Origin of the sequence: Paraprevotella xylaniphila YIT 11841, assembly GCF_000205165.1 — a bacterium.
In the GTDB taxonomy this organism is placed as follows: Bacteria; Bacteroidota; Bacteroidia; order Bacteroidales; family Bacteroidaceae; genus Paraprevotella; species Paraprevotella xylaniphila.
Map to the genome: position 1 here is coordinate 151,218 of NZ_GL883827.1, position 17,575 is coordinate 168,792.

Below are 17,575 nucleotides of genomic sequence, written 5' to 3' on the forward strand. Positions count from 1 at the left end.
GACAGCAAAATGCCCAAACGTCAAAGCACCAAACCAGAGCGGACATGATTCGCACAAACCCGCGCCCTCCATATTCCGGCACATTTTATGCAATCCCATAGCACCAGAAGCAAAACAAAAAATGGCTTTCCGCAGCCACATCAGGCAACCGAAGATTTGGACATTTGCTGCAAAAACAGACAATCCGGATACATAATGTAATCATCAACCCCATTTTAGACAAAAAGAAAGTCTCATAAAAAACGCGTTCCAAGTGCTTTTACACCCCTTTTCAGAAACACTATTTTGCATTTCAGGCTCGTTTTTCACCCGATTACAGCATTTTTAAGAAAAAACGAGGCCAAACTTTTTTCCGTCCTCAGCAAGAAACACTTTTTTTCTCCGCAGGCCACCGCGCCAACGTCCGCATACCGACGCGCCAACGGGCTGTCCGCAGCATTCGGAAACGGGCATACCCCCCTTTTTTCCCACAGAACGGAAACGGATATTGTAAAAAACCGGATGACACAATGCCCGGAAAGTGCCGCAAAAGTCTTACGCATCCTTCACCAACGAGCGCACGATATTTCCCTCCATGATGCCAAAAGTACCCTCAAACAGCCTTACGACTGACACAAAGGTTCGGGCAAGGCACGCGAGAATCGCGTCTTTCCATACGATTACGCCCCTACCCTCAAAAAACGGAATCTTCAAGAGGCAGAAGTGGCAATTTGACAAAAAGACAAAAGAACATAAGAACAACAAACTTCAGGGCTTGAAAATATGTGCTTATGTCCTTTTGCCTAAAACCAATCTGTATCCAACCGGACTTACTTATGCCCACCCCTTCCGGTAAGCCCTGTGTCCATAGATCGTCACGACGACAAAGCAAACGAACGGCAGGACAAAAGACAGGTTAACGGCAGGCATGCCCCAAAGCGTGTGCAGGTCGATAATGGCAGCCTGCACCGGCGGCAACACCGAACCGCCCAAAATAGCCATAATCAAACCGGCAGCACCGAACTTGGCATCATCCCCCAACCCTTGCAGGGCTATACCGTAAATCGTCGGGAACATGAGCGACATACAAGCCGAAATGCCTACCAGGCAATACATGCCCCACACATCCTGCAAGAAAATCACTCCTATGGCCAACACCCCGGCCACGACGGCCAACGTACGCAACAGGAGCCCCGGATTGAGGTAACGCAGGAGGAACGTACAAATGAAACGGCTCGTACAGAAAATGGCCATCGCTATGATATTATACTTTTGCGACAAGACCTCGGCAGCCTGTTCTTCCATTCCCGTCTCCATAAACAAGCGCGTACCATATTGGATGATAAAAGTCCAACACATGATTTGCGCCCCCACGTAGAAAAACTGCGCCAATACGCCCTCACGATAACGCGGCACAGCGAAAATACGCTTCAGAGTGGGAACAAAATCAATATTGTGAGTCTGGTCATTGTTACGTGGCATCTTCGTGAAACGGATGAGCAACAATACGCCTAACGTCACCAAGCCTATCATCAAATAAGGAGCTATCAATGTGGACAAATCGGCATCTCGGATGGCAACAAAATCGGCATCGGAAAGTTGGGCGCGTTCTGCCGTGTCCATCGGATGCAAACGGTTCTGTATGAAATTCATCGCCACATACATACCCAACAAGGAACCCATCGGATTGAAAGCCTGCGCCAGATTAAGCCGACGCGTGGCCGTTTCTTCCGCCCCCATGGACAATATATAAGGATTACTACTGGTTTCCAAAAACGACAACCCGCAAGTCAGGATAAAATAGGCCAACAGGAAAGGATAGTAATCTCCGGTCAACTTGGCAGGGAAAAACAAAAAAGCCCCTAACGCGTACAAACCCAATCCCATCATGACACCAGCCTTATAAGAATACTTACGAATAAATATCGCCGCCGGGAAGGCCATGGCAAAATACCCCCCGTAGAAAGCCACCTGCACGAGTGCCCCTTCGGTAACGCTCATACGGAAAATCTTGGAAAAGGCCTTCACCATAGGGTTCGTTATATCATTGGCGAACCCCCATAGCGCAAAACAACTCGTAATCAAAATAAAAGGGATGAGAGCCGCCCATGTGCCATCACCGACAATCTTTTTCTTTTCGATGCTTTTCATGTCTTGTTTTTATTAGCTTTGTCTATTACTGTTTTCTATTCATAAAGGTAAAACATCCTCTCCATCGGCTTCCACTTTTCCGCAGAAGAGGCACCCGGATCAGCTTGTTGGAATACGGACATATAGTCTTCCCATTCTTGTTGGCGTGGCAGTGTGGCCAGTTTGGCCATGGCCTCATCCCAATCGAAATCCAACGGGGTCTCCACAATCATGAAGAGCTTAGTGCCCAAGATGTAGATTTCCATCTCCAAAATACCCACCTCGCGGATGCCCTGCCGGATTTCCGGCCAAGCTTCCTCACGACTATGGCGCCGACGATACTCGGCAACCAATTCGGGATTGTCCCGCAACTCCAATGTTTGACAATAACGCTTAACCGGTGCGTTATATTGCTTTACTTGATAACCTTTCATGTTTTTTTTAGATTATAATGTGAATTTCGTTCTTGTTCTTGATTTTTCCGCACGCTTCGACCTGTACCAACAGGTTGCCGATAGCCGTAGCCTCTACAGGACCGGACAATACAGGAATACCCGTAGCCTCTTCCGTCAGGCGGTTGAGCAAATGATTGCGGCATCCGCCGCCGATGACATGCAGGCACTCCACCGGCCGGGACAACAAGGCGTTCATTTGTTGTATCCCCATCCGGTAACGCTCAGCCAACGACTGCAACACACAACGCACATATTCACCTTGCGTGACCGGTACTTTCGTTCCCCGGGCTCGGCAATAGTCCGCAATAGCCTTTTCCATATCAGCCGGATGCTTGAAATCCGGTGCATCGACATCTATGGACGATACGTCTTCTACTTGTTCCGCCCCAGCTATCAGGAAATCATAGTCGGCACGCCATCCCCGGGCTTCCCATTGACGGACGAGGCACTGCAATATCCACAAGCCCGTGATGTTTTGCAGGAAACGGATACGGCCACCCACTCCGCCTTCGTTGGTAAACCCTGCACGGCGGGCTTCTTCGGTCAACACAGGCTCATCCAAGGCGACACCTAGCAACGACCACGTGCCGGAACTGAGAAAAGCACTGACCGCCTCCTTTCCCTTGCGGAAAGGAACGGCATGCACGGCACTGGCCGTATCGTGAGAACCTACGGCCACCACCTTGACTCCCGGGGACAGGCCGACCTCGGCAGCGACTTCCGGGCACAACGTCCCACGGACAGTTCCCGGCTCCAATAACTCGCCGAACAAATGTTCCGGCAAACCCAGTTCGCGTATCAGCGGCATGTTCCATGTGCGTCTACGCGCATCCAGAAGTTCGGATGTCGATGCGATACAATATTCATTGCCGGGTACGCCAGTCAGATAATAGGCAAACAAATCGGGCATGAAAAGCAAGTGGCGGGCTTCGCGCAACCAAGCTTCATTCTCTTTTTTCCGGGCATAGAGTTGGAACATCGTATTGATGGGCATCACCTGTATGCCGGTTTCGGCGTAATGTGCCGCCTCGTCTATACGGGCGAACATTTCCTCCGGCGTGTCGGCCGTGGAAGCGTCTCGGTAACAAAGGGGATTCCCCATCAGATTGCCAGCCTTATCCACTAGCCCATAGTCCACGCCCCACGTGTCGATACCGATGCTTTCCACGTCGGCATACTTGGCTGCGGCACGGCGCAGCCCCTCTTTCATCTCCTCGAACAAGGCTAGGAAATCCCAGTACACATGCCCCCCCAACCGTACTTGCCGGTTGGGGAAGCGATGCAATTCGTCCAATTCCAACTGCCTGCCGACTACGTGCCCGGCTATCACCCGCCCGCTTCCGGCTCCGAAATCCACAGCCAAGAACGTACTCATGGTTTCTTACCCAATATGTAAGTTTCCAAATCGTCTATTTCTTCCTGCGAAAGGACTTCATAACGGCCTCCCGAGAGCACGATGATGCGGCAGGCCATCTCGAAGAACATGGCACGCTCGAAAGCCTGGTCGAAATCCTTCCCGCACACCACCTGCCCATGCTTGCGCAGCAAACAGGAATTATGGTCTTTCAGAGCTGCCTTCACCTGCTCCGCCAACTCAGGAGAACCGGGACGGAAATAGGGAATCACGGGAATCACGCTCCCCACATGACAAGGCACCTCAGCCGTCACATTGAAGTTTCGGGGTATCTCCTTCATACAAGCCACCGCCGTGGCGTAAGGCGACTGGAAGTGGAGCACGACATCCACGTCGGGACGTTCTCGCAGGATCCCGAGATGGAATCCGCTCTCCATCGAGGGCTTCACCCCGTTCAAGACTTCCCCATCGGCCACGCGGCATACGGCTATTTTCTCTTTTGTCAAAGAGGGCACCCAGGAACCTGTACCGGACACCAAAGCCTCCTCTCCGATGCGCCAGGACAGATTGCCACTGCTGCAAACGGTCAAACCGGCATCCCCCACACGGTGAGCCTGAGCTATGAATTTTTCTATTTGTTCTGCGGTAATCATATTCTTTTCAGTTTTTCAAAGCCATTAATACATTAATATGAAAAATAGACGGCAAGGCCGGACAAGGAAACTTTCACAAGTTTCCTGTCCGGACATCCCGCCAACTTTCAAACACTAAACATTATTCACTTATCATTTATAAATAGGACCATATACCTGACATGCCCGATAATCAGCCCCTTCTTTGTCCATGCCGAACGCATTCCACGCCGCCGGACGGAAAATCTTGTCTTCCTCCACATTGTGCATGCAGACGGGAATGCGGAGCATCGAAGCCAACGTGATCAAATCTTGCCCGATGTGACCGTAACTGATGGCTCCATGGTTGGCTCCCCAGTTGTTCATCACGGAATAGACATCACGGAAAGCCGGTTTGTCGCACAAACGGGGCACGAACCAAGTCGTAGGCCAAGTGGGGTCGGTACGCTTGTTGAGCACTTCATGGATTTCCGAATCCACATCGGCCGTCCATCCTTCAGCAATCTGAAGCACAGGGCCTAATCCTTTCACTAAGTTCAGTCGCGACATGGTAACAGGCATTCCTCCTTTCGACAAAAAATTGCTAGAGAAACCGCCTCCACGGAAATAATCACGGTCGGCCGGCAACCAGTTAGTGGCCTTCAGGCAAGCCTCAGCGTCTTTTTCCGTCATCTCCCAACAAGGTTTCATGCAGGGTTTGCCTGCCGCATCGGTACTTTCACCCGTGGCATCCAACGTGGTGGCACCCGAGTTAATCAAATGAATCATGCCCCCCGCTGCCAGACCGGTCAGTTCTTTTCCCGTCACACGTTTCACGGCTTCGGGACTCCAATATGTACGCACATCACTGAACATCTGCCCGCAACCGGTCAGCAGGTTGCCGAACAACATGGCCACTGCGTTGCAGGAGTCGTTTTCAGTAGCCAACACGTATGCCTTGCGGATACCGTTCCAGTCGAACGTGCTGCACATCAAAGCTTCCGTGAAATCCCCATTGGGCTTCCAGTCCGTCCACTGACGCTGTCCTTGGAAACCTGCAGCAATGGCATTATGCCCGATGGCCTCTTCCTTGAAGCCCATCTCACGAAGCCGGGGATTACCCTGCATCAGATCACGGACGATAAGGGTCATTTTCACGACAAATTCCCAATCAGCATCTTTCTGTTCCCGGGTTTTCTGCCGTTCGGGACGGTTTTTATCCCAACCTTCTTTCGACTTGCAATACTGCTCCGTCCATGCCATAGCTTTATCATATTCTTCGTGGTCATATATTCCCTCTTCCATGCGACGCAGGATTTCGGTCTCGTCCACACTTTCATTGCGCATGCCCAAATATTCCTGAAAGAAATTCTGGTCCACGATACTGCCTGCAATACCCATGCACTGGCTGCCGATGGACAAATAGCTTTGCCCGCGCATCTGGGCCACAGCCACGGCTGCACGCGCCCAACGCAATATCTTTTCGGCCACGTCGGCCGGAATGGAATTGTCATCCAAATCTTGCACGTCATGCCCATAGATGCCGAAAGCGGGCAATCCTTTTTGAGCGTGCCCGGCCAATACGGCAGCCAAATATACGGCTCCCGGACGCTCGGTCCCGTTAAAGCCCCATACGGCTTTCGGCCAATAAGGATTCATGTCCATCGTCTCCGAGCCATAACACCAACAGGAAGTTACGGTAATCGTAGCCCCTACCCCCTCGCGCTCGAATTTCCCGGCACAGGCCGCACTCTCGCCTACGCGCCCTATTGTGCCGTCGGCAATCACGCATTCCACCGGCGTACCGTCGCTATACTTCACGTGCGAAGAAATCAAATCTGCGACAGCCCGAGCCAAACTCATGGTCTTGTCTTCCAAACTTTCGCGGACACCGCCCTGCCGACCGTCGATGGTCGGACGAATACCAATCTTAGGATACTTGTTCATAATATTAAAGGTAGTTTTTGAATAATCATATTGCGGAAAACACTCTCTTGTTCATCCGATGCAAAATTAGTGATTCCATTTCCGGGAAAATGGTACTAAGCCGTCAAAGAATAGGATTATATCGACTTCTTATCTTTCCCAACGAAGAAAAAACATCGTGCAAGCCTCTTTGGTCAAAAGCTTTTTCATTATCTTTGCCTCCGTAAAAGCCGAAATACAAAATCTATGAACAACGACATCGACCAAATGCACTTCCTCGTGCTTCATATCGGAGAAGCTTGTTGCAGAGAGAATTGGAACTACAAAAACATCTGTAGTCCGTTCACCCGAATATATTACGTAACGAAAGGCTACGCACAAATCGAGTTACCCGACAAAAAACAAGATTTGCACCCCGGATTTATGTATATTATTCCGGCCTTTACCACACACAGTTACGTTTGCCATGGAGAGTTTTGCCATTATTATATCCACATCTATAATGAATCCGACCACGATATTCTGGAAGACTGGGAACTCCCGACAGAAATCCGGACGGCAAATGAAATGCTTTCCTACATCCGGAAATTGAATAAACTGTGCCCGGGATTGGAACTTACGCAAACCGATCCGCAATATTATGACAATAGTCCGGCACTTACCCGCAATATCCTGAAGAACAAACAGCGGGAACTGTATGCACGGGTGGAATCCCGCGGCATCATCTACCAATTATTGGCAGAATTCCTGCATCAGGCACAACCGAAAAAATACGTAGCCGACGAACGTATCACCCGGGTTTTGGCTTATATACGCACGCATCTGAATGCCAAACCGGACATTGAAGCTTTGGCTACTCTATCCTGCCTGTCCAAAGACCACCTGATCAGAATCTTCAAACGGGAAATGAGAATGACACCTTTATGCTATATCAACAAGAAAAGAATGGAGAAAGCACAACTTCGCCTAGTGACGGAGTTGACTCCAATTAAGGAAATAGCTTACCAACTGGGCTTTGAAGACCAAGCTTATTTCAACCGTATCTTCAAAAAAACGACGGGACTGACTCCGATGAATTACCGTAAAGCTTATCATAACCAAACATTATAAGAAACAAACATGGAAGAACCGACTTCTCTCCCTGCACATTGGACACAAAAGACATGCTGCGCATGGCCCATCCTCCTCGTTTTCTTTTTGGCCCTTCTCACCAGACTATATTGGATACACGAAAAGGAATACTTATACGGTGATGACCCTACCTCTATCAGCCTTGCTTACAACCTACCAGGGTGGGGGAAGAAGACATTTGAGGTCGGACAAATCCTTACAGGAAAGGAGCTACGCCAACAATGTTACATCGATGACCGTGGAGGACCGGAAGGCTTGTGGGACGATTTGGCCGCATTACATCATGACAATAGGGACGGCTCGCATGCCAGCCTCTATTATATGGCACTACGTTGTGCGCTGACGGGAGTGAACACCCCATCGACAGACGTGCTTATCCGTCGCTGTTGCGGGTTGAACCTTGTGTTTTTCGGCCTGTCTTTCCTGTCCATGGTACTCTTCTTGCGCATGTTATTTCCCGGAAAAACCATGTTGACGGCTTTCTGCCTGCTATTAGCCTATATGAATCCTGTATCCGTTTCAAATGTCCTACAGGCTCGCGAATACCTCATGGCTGAATGGCTGTTTGCCCTTTGGGCCTATTGGTGCCTGCGAGCAGCCTCACGCATCCACAACCAACAGACAATTTGGACACCAGGCATTTCCATAGGTGGTCTTGCCATATCAGCCGCCTTATTGTCATGCGGATACTTCAATGCCTTGTTCTTCGGATTTTCCCTCTTATGCCTTGCAGTATACAGCTACCGTCAACACGCTTACAAGGACTTGGGCTTTTACCCGGTCCTGGGAATAGCCAGCCTACTCTTATGCGTACTCCTTTATGAAGGTTTCTTCAATTTCCTGCATGATGCCCGCGCAACGGAAGTAGCAGATAAAATGCAAGGCAGTGACTGGCTTAGCAATTTGAGACTTACCGTAATAGGATTGGCCTACATCACCGCCTTGCGCATACTCACCCCCGTATGGGGAATAGCCATTATTCTCTGCTTGGCAACTCTCCTTGTTCGCAAACCGAAACAACCGTTCCATTTCCACCGGTTACCAGGTGCATGGCTATTTGCCTGTGCTATGGCATGGGCCGTAGTTATCATGTGGATGGCCAACTGGAAAGCGACTCGGTATATCAGCCCTTCCGTTCCGCTGTGCTTAGTGGCTGTGGCTTACTATCTCGCCTTGGGCTTGCAGCGCGCCCCCAAAGTCTTGGCCGGCATATTCGTGGCGGCGTTTATCGCTTATGCATGGTGCGAACGCCCCATGGAATACGTGAATCGCACCTCGGACAGAGAATGGCCGTCACACGCGAAACGAATCTTGCTTTACGGTCCCGACCATGAAGAAAAGAACACCCTTCTCCTTATAACCCACTTCATCGGTGACAAGCAAGAAATCGCCATTGTGGAACACGCAACTGACATCCGACATTATGCCACAAAAGAAGACACGACCATCTACGTGTACGGCGCAAAAAACAACCCGGACTTACAAGCCGAGCCGGGATATAAAACAGAAAAAGTGTTCGACGATTGGTTGAGCGTCTATACTTTTAACTTTCAATAAGCACGGTAGCGTATGCAGAAATACCTTCTTCACGCCCAGTAAAACCTAACTTTTCTGTCGTTGTGGCTTTTACAGACACGTCATCTGCATCAATGCCCATCACATCAGCCAGACAAGCTTGCATGGCGGGAATATGAGGTTTCAACTTCGGACGCTCTGTACAAACCGTGGCATCGACGTTTCCCACACGGTAGCCTTTCGTGCCAATCAGTTCCACCGTCTTGCGCAACAAGATTTTACTGTCGATATTATGGAATTCCTCTCCCGTATCCGGGAAATGGTAGCCGATGTCTCTCATATTAGCGGCTCCGAGAAGAGCATCACAAATAGCATGAATCAAGACATCAGCATCACTATGCCCCAACAAGCCCATGAAATGATCCAAACGGACCCCCCCCAACCATAATTCACGTCCTTCTACCAAACGGTGTACGTCGAAACCGAAACCCACTCTAATCTTTCCCATGATTTACCCTTTACGATTAACGACGGCGACCGAACAAATCTTTCATGCCGTCCAAATCAAAACCTAAAGTGAAACGCATGGTCTGGTCAAGCGGATTGCTTTGAGCCGTAGAGAATACGTAACCGGCATCCAACGAGAATACACTCATCCGAAAACCGGCTCCCACGGTGAAATACTTGCGGTTTCCCTTGTTTTCGCTCTCGTGATGGTAACCGGCGCGAAGCGAAAAGCGGTCATTATAGATATACTCCAGGCCCATGCTCCATTGTATCTCTTGCATTTCTTCCTTAAAACCGTTGGGAGCATCACCGAAACTCTTGAAAATACCGGCAATGGGAGATATATCGTAATAATCCCGCTGTACACGATCCGTATAATCCTGATCGGCCTCGCCTTCGTTCTGTTTCGGATAAGTCGGCACCAAAAGTTTATTGGCATCAGCCGCAATGGAAAACTTGTTATACTCATTTATAGGAATGAGGAAATTGACTCCAAAACGCAAATTCGTCGGGATGAACTCGGAGTTATCATCTCCACCGTAAGAAATCTTACTACCGATATTACTGATGTTCAAACCTATGCCCATGTTCCATTCCCGCGTACGCCCCGTAAAATAACGATTCCAATAAAGTGCTATGTCGGCAGCAAAAGCTTTACCGGGACTCGTCTCATCCGAATAATCGTAAGTAATATCGGAATATATGAAACGTAAAGCTACTGCCGCCGAGAATGTTTCACTCAACATGCGGGAATAGGCCACATCCACCGACATTTCATACGGGCTGATAGTCATATTATCCGACGAAGACATATCGCTGCTCGTTGACACTTCACCCAAAGAAAAGTAACGCAAAGAAGCACTCAACGCCTGATAATCACCAATACGGTAGAACCCGCTCACGTATGCCAGGTTAATATCATTGACCAACTGGCGCAACCAAGGCGTATAATTCACGGCAACTCCTGCCCGTCCGATACAAAAAGGGTACTTGGCCGGATTCCAATACTGCGAACTCACGTCCGGATCCGTAGCCGTCCCAAGGTCGCCCATCGCACCGCCACGCGCATCCGGTGCGATGGATTGAGAGGTCACACTGGTGGTTACGGGGTTGAACATATTTTTTTTGTCCTGTGCATGTAGCGACAACATCGTGCCACCCCACAGGCACAAAATAGCAAACAGATATTTCTTCATACTGGTTTTCTTTCTTTTTCACATGATAAAATAACGCGAGGCTTTTCTATTTATTGCCCAGTATAATGATTTTATTCGCACGGGAAACAGCCTTGCTATCCGACGTGGACACATAAGCCCTATACAGATAGACCCCGGTGGAAAGCGGCATGCCGGTAGATGTCGTCAAATTCCAATCCACCCGATAAATACCGTCTTCCGACATGCCCTGTTCCGTATGCGTCCAAAGTTTACGTCCTGCAAAGTCGAACACTTCGAGCGTAAACTCGCATTCCGTACCCGGACGGTCGTACCGCATAATAAACGTAGTCTGCTCACGGGCAGGATTGTTCGTGCAAGTCAAATTTATCAAATCAGGACTAAGGCTACCGTCCACATTAAAATCCAAAGTCACGGTGGAGGAATTATTCATCACATCCCATGCCCGGAAAGTCAAGGTATGCTTGCCATTCGGCAATGCAGGTATGACGTAAGCCAGTTGCCCCCTCCGGTAATCGCCGAAGTCACTTACGTAATCATTATTCAAAATATAAGTCATAGCAGGATCTCCGTCTATCGTAAGCTCCAAATCATGCCCCACAGCCGTATTGGTCACATTAATCCCACTCTCGTCTTCCAACAATGCCACGAAATAAGGTGAAGCGTTAACCGTTCCCCCTGAAATGAAATCCTCACGGTTCAGATAAGCCGTAATCTTCGGCCCTTCCTTGTCTCCGGACAATTCATCACTGCTACCGCCCACCGTCACATTTTCCGTATACCCGTTAGCCTCACGCCGCTTCTCATTGTCAATCGCGTACAACAAAACCCGGCCGGCCTCTCCTGAATACTTGATATCCATCGGTATCGGAAACGTAATGGTAAATTCACCCTTCTTAATGGAATCGCTACCAGTATACAAACGTTTGTCACGCGTGACATAAACCACGGCAGAATCCGCCTCCCCATCATTGTTCAAACAGGTGATGACACTTTCACTGTCATACACCATTGCTGAAAGTACGCCCGAGTAATCAGGCAATCGGGTACCTGAAGCATCTGTAACATGTCCGGATACACGGGCTATACTTCCCGCCTCAAAATTGGCAAAAGGCAAATCATCCCCGATTTGTGTCCCGTTAATACTATCTATCACGAGTTTGTATTCTGGTACGCCGAGATTCAAAGCCGGGTCACCCAAAAGGACATAATGGAGTTTGTTGACAGTATCATCTTTTCCCGTATCCACAAGATCCATTTTAGCCAAACGTACGGCATCTCCAATAGTATTGCGCCGACCGGATGCATCTTTCCCCAACACATACTTAGTAAAATAACGGTTCATCCAACTGTTGGGCGTGGAATACACCGTCCGGGTGGTTCCGTAAAAAGCCACGGCAGCCCCTTTCGGGTTCAGCACAGCCCGCTCGCCGATGTTGTCTTCCATCATATCAAAAGGATTCACATCGCAAGCAGCCGTAATCCACAAAGGTAAATTAGGTGAAGAAAAAGAAGAAAAATCAGCCATCTTCAGCACCAACTCATGCGACAATTCGCGTGGATTTCCATGCCCCGAATAATTCATCACCAGGCATCCCTCCTCCATCTGTTGCTTAATGTCCGCCGTCACGGCGGGGTAAGAATATCCGGAAGCACTGGCTTCCCTTTTATAAGCATCCCAATAAATACGGTTTACCTGCATGTCGGCATGTTCTTCTTCCACCTGCTTTGCAATAAGTTCGGCCTTCACTATATGGTCATTGTTATCTCCATCGTCACCCATCACACAAATCACATTTCTCCAAGAGCCGGCATACTTGTTCTCCATATAACCGACGGTCTTGTCCACCAAAATCTTGGCTTCTGCCTCCGTTGTAACCGGGAAACGGCCGATTCCCAAATCCACCTTATCCATCATCAAATCACCTCCTTCACCATCATCCAAAAGCCCGAAATAGTCTTCCATCACGAAACTAGAAGTATGGCTGAGAGAATTCTCCGATTCGTAACAAAGCAGATAATCATCCGGATTAAGGCCACGCGTGTCGGCTGTTACCATACGGTTGTCCCATACACCGTCGCCGAATAACAAAAGGTAGCGGGGCATATCGGCATCTGTCGCCGCACGATCATACAGCATTTTCATAAAACGGCGATAGGCCGTAGCATCCGGTGTACCGGAAGAGAATTCATTATAAATCTGGTCGGCACGTACAATTTGTACGCGCAAGCCATCCAGACGCCGATGAGCCTCGGCCAAACGTTCCGCCTGCGCATAAAGTTTGCCGCTAGCCGGAATGATGATAATCATGTCGGTAGCAGGCATAGCATGCAAATTTTGGTTGGACACCTCACCGATATAAGACGGTGATGGAAAATCCGCATTCACATCCACTGCCACATATTCCAAGGTCGGATCGGATACAGGAACCGTATAGGTGGAACCGGACCATGTGCCTTGAAACTCCACCATAGGATTGCCCCTACGTCCCAAACACCACAACTTCAATCCGCTCCTCCCATTAGCATCTATCACAAAATTACTGGAGGAAGTTTCTGTATGACGAATATACAGAAAAGCATCCCGCATTTTGAGTCGCCTGCGGTAACACAACTCGAGATAGCCCAAACGGGCATCTACCCCGGCCGTAGAAACCAAAGTGACTTGGGTCCCCGTCGTTCCTTCACGCAAGGTATTCAATGTATAAGTCTGGGTTCCCTCCTTGGCAGCATCGTATTCTCCAGACGCCGTAATTGTTATAGGATTCAATGGCACGCCGTCCACCGTCGGCTGCACGGAAGAACTTCCGCCAGTGGTATGTGCCGTAAAATTCACTTTCAAGGAACCACCCGCAGAGGCAACGGGATCCACGACCGGCAACTGATAAGTATGCGAATTGGAAGAGGCGTAACTGACAGACTCGTAAAAGTTACGCCCCGACTGGTACCATGCATATTCTTCTTTTTTATATAATACATTTGCCGGTGTGTAATCCAAATTTTTCTGTGGAGAGCCGGACACGGATGTAACTCCTATAGTTTTGGGCGAATCACCCTCCGTAAGAAAGTAACAAGCTTGTTTTGCAAAAGTATTCACACGGTGGGTCGCCCGCCCCCTACGGTCCGTAGCCGACCACGAAATCACCCCCTTGCCGAAAAACAGAAGTCCCCGTTCATCACGATAAAGAGGGACTTCTTCCAAATCGTCAAAATCCGTATCGGCATCTATCACTTCGTCCTGCACATGCCCCCCATAGCCATACAACTTCACCCGGGAAGGATCATTAAATCCCATCCGCTTCAAATCAGCAGCAGTCAGGCGGTACACCCCATCTTCCGTAATACCGATCTTCACCCAACGCCCCTGCGACAACACCGAATTAGCGGCATATCTTTCCGCTGCCGTCTTTTCCTCCGCGACCGACAAAGCCCTCGTATGTGCTTTCGGACTGCGAACTATATTCATTTTGAAACTCGCCAACTTATAATATTTCCCTCCACGCCGTACGATTGGGACAAAAGCCACATCCAACACACCCTTCTTCCGGCTTACCGCCACTTGGCAATAAACGTCCGGATTCTCCGGCAAGTCCTTTCCCCATACAGCCACACGCTCCGCTTCCGTTGCGGTCAAACGGACATATTCAGGATAATCCAAACGGACTTCGTAGCGGAAACCACGATAATCCTCGTCCAAAGGAATCACTTCCGTATATTGGACCGGCAGTGTATCTGGACGCAATATATTCCAATCTACATAAGTAAACTCCTGTGCCCACAAACGTGACATGCACGTCAGAAGCAAGAATATGGCTGTCTTTAATCTCATTCTTTCACCTCACATTAAAATCCAAAACTTTTCGTTCCTGGATATACCCCTGTAAATGTTGTCCCACAGCTACAGGCCCTACCCCCGAAGGCGTGCCAGTAAACAGCAAGTCACCTATCTTCAGCGTATAGAAGCGGCTGACGTATGCGATAAGTTCATCCACCGCAAAGAGCATGTCGCCCGAATAGCCTTCCTGCACCGTATGCCCGTCAATATCCAAGTGGAAAGGTATCTGCTGTATATCCGGGAGTTCTTCCTTAGGCACAAAATCTCCTATGACTGCAGAGTTATCAAAACCCTTGCAAAGTTCCCACGGCAGACCTTCCTTCCTGAACTTCCTCTGCAAATCCCGTGCCGTAAAATCAATCCCCACCGTCACTGCATCGTAATAACGATAAGCAAAACGCGAGGCGATGTTCTTGCCTAACCGGGAAATACGGATTACTAATTCTGTTTCGTAATCGCACTGTTTCGTAAAATCCGGGATAAAGAAAGGTTTCCCATCCTTCAATAAAGCCGAATCCGGCTTTGCGAAAATCACAGGTTCTTCCGGTTTATATAACGTTCCGTCAAGCTCTTTATTGTGCTTGGCATAGTTCATGCCCACTGCCAGTATCTTCATGCTCTGTCTCTTTTTAAATTATACTGCAAAAATACAGATTTATTCTCTACACCCGCAAGCCTTAAACCTAATAACGTTATTTTAACGAAAAAAGAGCAGGACAATCCATCGGGATGTCCTGCTCTTCCTCAAAATATATTCGCGTATGAAAAATTATTCGGCACGCAAGGTAAAACGCTTGAAAGCTGTCACCGTACAATCCTTGTCGGCACCCTTCAAATAGTCTGCCACGCTTACCTTATCGTTCTGGATGAAAGCCTGTTTCAACAAGCATTCTTCCTTGAACAGCTTATTCAGACGTCCGGTAGCAATCTTTTCAATCATATTCTCAGGCTTGCCCTCCTGACGCGCCTTGTCAGCAGCGATTTCTTTTTCCTTAGCCAATACGTCTGCCGGATAGTCGCTTTCGTCAATCGAACGGGGATTCATGGCTGCAACCTGCATGGCTACTGCGTGACCATATTCCTCGGCCACTTTCTTGTTCAAAGCAACCATGGTGCAAAGTTGGTTCTTGTTCTGATGGTTGTACACAGCGATGTCCTCACCTTCAATCACCATATAACCGTCCAACTCCATCTTTTCTCCGGTGATACCGCTACGGTCAACCACAGCATCTGCCACAGTCGCCTTACCCATCGGCAAAGCTTTCACCTCGTCCAGAGTCTTGCATTTGTTGGCTACGGCCAAATCAAGAATGTCCTTTGCCAACTTCACAAAGTCTTCGTTCTTGGCTACAAAGTCCGTTTCACACTTCAAAGCGATAATCGCACCGAAACCATTCTCAGCCTTTACTATCACGCAACCTTCTGCAGCCTCGCGGTCTGAACGCTTAGCAGCCACGGCCTGACCTTTTTTACGAATGATTTCCATTGCTTTCTCGATGTCATTGCCTGCCTCTTCCAAAGCTTTCTTGCAATCCATCATACCCGCTCCCGACATTTGGCGGAGCTTGGTAATATCTGCCATTGTAACAGCCATAATCTTTATCTTGTATTACGTGTGATTAAATCTATTATGCTTCAGCCTCGGCCGTCTCGACAGTTTCTTCCGTAGCCTCTTCCGACTTCTCTACACGAGCCTTGGCCGTGCGTTTACGGGGTTTGTTTTCTGCCTCGCCAGCAGCCTCTGCATCCACTTTTTCTGCCTTACGTTCTTCCAAGCCTTCAGCGATAGCCGCACAACAAGCCTCAAGTATCACCTCCACACTCTTGTTTGCATCATCGTTTGCCGGAATAACGAAATCGATGTTGTCCGGATTTGAGTTCGTATCTACGATAGCAAACACGGGGATGCCTAAACGGTTAGCTTCGCGGACAGCAATCTGCTCTTTTAACACGTCAACCACGAAAAGTGCAGACGGAAGACGAGTCAAATCAGCAATAGAACCCAAGTTCTTCTCCAATTTGGCACGTTGGCGGGAAATCTGAAGAATCTCGCGCTTTGACAAATTGGAATAAGTCCCGTCAGCCGTCAACTTATCAATATTGGCCATCTTCTTCACAGCCTTGCGGATGGTCGGGAAGTTGGTCAACATACCGCCCGGCCAACGTTCGATCACATAAGGCATGTTCACAGCCGCAGCTTTCTCAGCTACGACCTGCTTAGCTTGTTTTTTAGTAGCAACGAACAAAATCTTCTTTCCCGATTTTGCAATCTGTTTCAAAGCCTCTGCGGCATCGTCGATTTTAGCCACAGTCTTATGGAGGTCGATGATATGGATACCATTACGTTCCATAAAGATATAAGGAGCCATTGCCGGATTCCATTTTCTTTTCAAGTGGCCGAAGTGGCAACCGGCTTCCAATAAGGTATCAAAATTAGTTCTTGACATTGTTTTTTCTTTTTTAATCGTTTACTTTCTTTTTTGTTTTCTCAACCAACCCACAGGTAGTCACTACGGAATCCCGCAGATTTAGATACTAAACGTTTATGCAGCTCGATAAACGGCCGATATTAACGTTTACTGAACTGGAATCTACGACGTGCTTTCGGACGACCCGGTTTCTTACGTTCAACAACGCGGGAATCACGTGTCATGAACCCTTCTGCACGAAGTGCCTTCTTATCGTCAGCATTGATTTTCACCAATGCGCGGGCGATAGCAAGACGCAACGCCTGAGACTGGCCGGTAAAGCCACCGCCATATACGTTCACCTTGATGTCATATTTCTCTTCTACGCCCAGGGTAGACAGAGGCTGCTTTACCACATATTGAAGAATTGTAGAGGGAAAGTACTCTGCAAGGTCTCTCTTGTTAATAGTAATCTTTCCTGTACCCTCGCTAACATATATGCGAGCTACGGCACTCTTACGTCTGCCTAATGCATTAACTACTTCCATC

Annotated in this window: 14 protein-coding genes; 2 read left to right on the forward strand and 12 right to left on the reverse strand. The window is 48.8% G+C overall.

What is annotated here, in order from left to right; genetic code table 11:
• Window positions 1-813 precede the first annotated feature (813 nt).
• The 5 genes from fucP to fucI all read right to left on the reverse strand — a co-directional run bounded on the left by fucP (window position 814) and on the right by fucI (window position 6,476).
• The gene (gene fucP, locus HMPREF9442_RS04345; RefSeq protein ID WP_008625750.1) at window positions 814-2,130 is read right to left on the reverse strand and encodes an L-fucose:H+ symporter permease; all 1,317 of its coding nucleotides are present in this window, start codon (window positions 2,128-2,130) and stop codon (window positions 814-816) included.
• Window positions 2,131-2,165: 35 nt separating this feature from the next.
• Complete coding sequence (locus tag HMPREF9442_RS04350; protein ID WP_008625752.1) at window positions 2,166-2,543, reverse strand: L-rhamnose mutarotase; 378 nt, start codon at window positions 2,541-2,543, stop codon at window positions 2,166-2,168.
• A gap of 7 nt (window positions 2,544-2,550) precedes the next feature.
• Window positions 2,551-3,939, reverse strand: a complete 1,389-nt coding sequence (locus HMPREF9442_RS04355) for a rhamnulokinase (RefSeq protein WP_008625753.1) — start codon at window positions 3,937-3,939, stop codon at window positions 2,551-2,553.
• A complete protein-coding gene (locus HMPREF9442_RS04360) occupies window positions 3,936-4,571 on the reverse strand; it encodes a class II aldolase/adducin family protein (protein WP_008625754.1) in 636 nt (211 codons plus the stop codon). The genes HMPREF9442_RS04355 and HMPREF9442_RS04360 overlap by 4 nt, the downstream gene beginning before the upstream one ends.
• 132 nt (window positions 4,572-4,703) lie before the next feature.
• Window positions 4,704-6,476, reverse strand: a complete 1,773-nt coding sequence (fucI, locus tag HMPREF9442_RS04365) for an L-fucose isomerase (protein WP_008625755.1) — start codon at window positions 6,474-6,476, stop codon at window positions 4,704-4,706.
• A 225-nt stretch (window positions 6,477-6,701) separates the two neighbouring features.
• On the opposite strand from fucI, the gene HMPREF9442_RS04370 reads away from it, so the two are divergent.
• Together HMPREF9442_RS04370 and HMPREF9442_RS04375 are read left to right on the forward strand one after the other, a co-directional pair.
• A complete protein-coding gene (locus tag HMPREF9442_RS04370; RefSeq protein ID WP_008625757.1) occupies window positions 6,702-7,565 on the forward strand; it encodes a helix-turn-helix domain-containing protein in 864 nt (287 codons plus the stop codon).
• A 9-nt stretch (window positions 7,566-7,574) separates the two neighbouring features.
• Window positions 7,575-9,143 (forward strand): hypothetical protein, encoded by a 1,569-nt coding sequence (locus tag HMPREF9442_RS04375; protein ID WP_008625759.1) that lies wholly within the window; start codon window positions 7,575-7,577, stop codon window positions 9,141-9,143.
• On the opposite strand, the gene ispF is transcribed toward HMPREF9442_RS04375, so the two are convergent.
• From ispF to rpsI, 7 genes are all read right to left on the reverse strand, one after another.
• A complete protein-coding gene (gene ispF, locus HMPREF9442_RS04380) occupies window positions 9,130-9,609 on the reverse strand; it encodes a 2-C-methyl-D-erythritol 2,4-cyclodiphosphate synthase (protein WP_008625760.1) in 480 nt (159 codons plus the stop codon). The two genes, HMPREF9442_RS04375 and ispF, sit on opposite strands and share 14 nt — an antisense overlap.
• Window positions 9,610-9,625: 16 nt before the next feature.
• Window positions 9,626-10,804 carry a type IX secretion system outer membrane channel protein PorV gene (gene porV / locus HMPREF9442_RS04385; protein WP_008625761.1) on the reverse strand — a complete coding sequence of 393 codons (1,179 nt, stop codon included), beginning with the start codon at window positions 10,802-10,804 and terminating at the stop codon, window positions 9,626-9,628.
• Window positions 10,805-10,850: 46 nt separating this feature from the next.
• Window positions 10,851-14,612, reverse strand: coding sequence for a type IX secretion system sortase PorU (porU, locus tag HMPREF9442_RS04390; protein WP_008625762.1), 3,762 nt, complete (start codon window positions 14,610-14,612; stop codon window positions 10,851-10,853).
• Between the two features lie 4 nt (window positions 14,613-14,616).
• Window positions 14,617-15,234, reverse strand: coding sequence for a fumarylacetoacetate hydrolase family protein (locus HMPREF9442_RS04395; protein WP_008625763.1), 618 nt, complete (start codon window positions 15,232-15,234; stop codon window positions 14,617-14,619).
• A 153-nt stretch (window positions 15,235-15,387) separates the two neighbouring features.
• Window positions 15,388-16,212 carry a translation elongation factor Ts gene (gene tsf / locus HMPREF9442_RS04400; RefSeq protein WP_008625764.1) on the reverse strand — a complete coding sequence of 275 codons (825 nt, stop codon included), beginning with the start codon at window positions 16,210-16,212 and terminating at the stop codon, window positions 15,388-15,390.
• 34 nt (window positions 16,213-16,246) lie between these two features.
• A complete protein-coding gene (gene rpsB, locus HMPREF9442_RS04405) occupies window positions 16,247-17,065 on the reverse strand; it encodes a 30S ribosomal protein S2 (RefSeq protein WP_008625765.1) in 819 nt (272 codons plus the stop codon).
• Between the two features lie 122 nt (window positions 17,066-17,187).
• Window positions 17,188-17,574 (reverse strand): 30S ribosomal protein S9, encoded by a 387-nt coding sequence (rpsI, locus tag HMPREF9442_RS04410; RefSeq protein WP_008625766.1) that lies wholly within the window; start codon window positions 17,572-17,574, stop codon window positions 17,188-17,190.
• Window position 17,575: the final 1 nt, after the last annotated feature.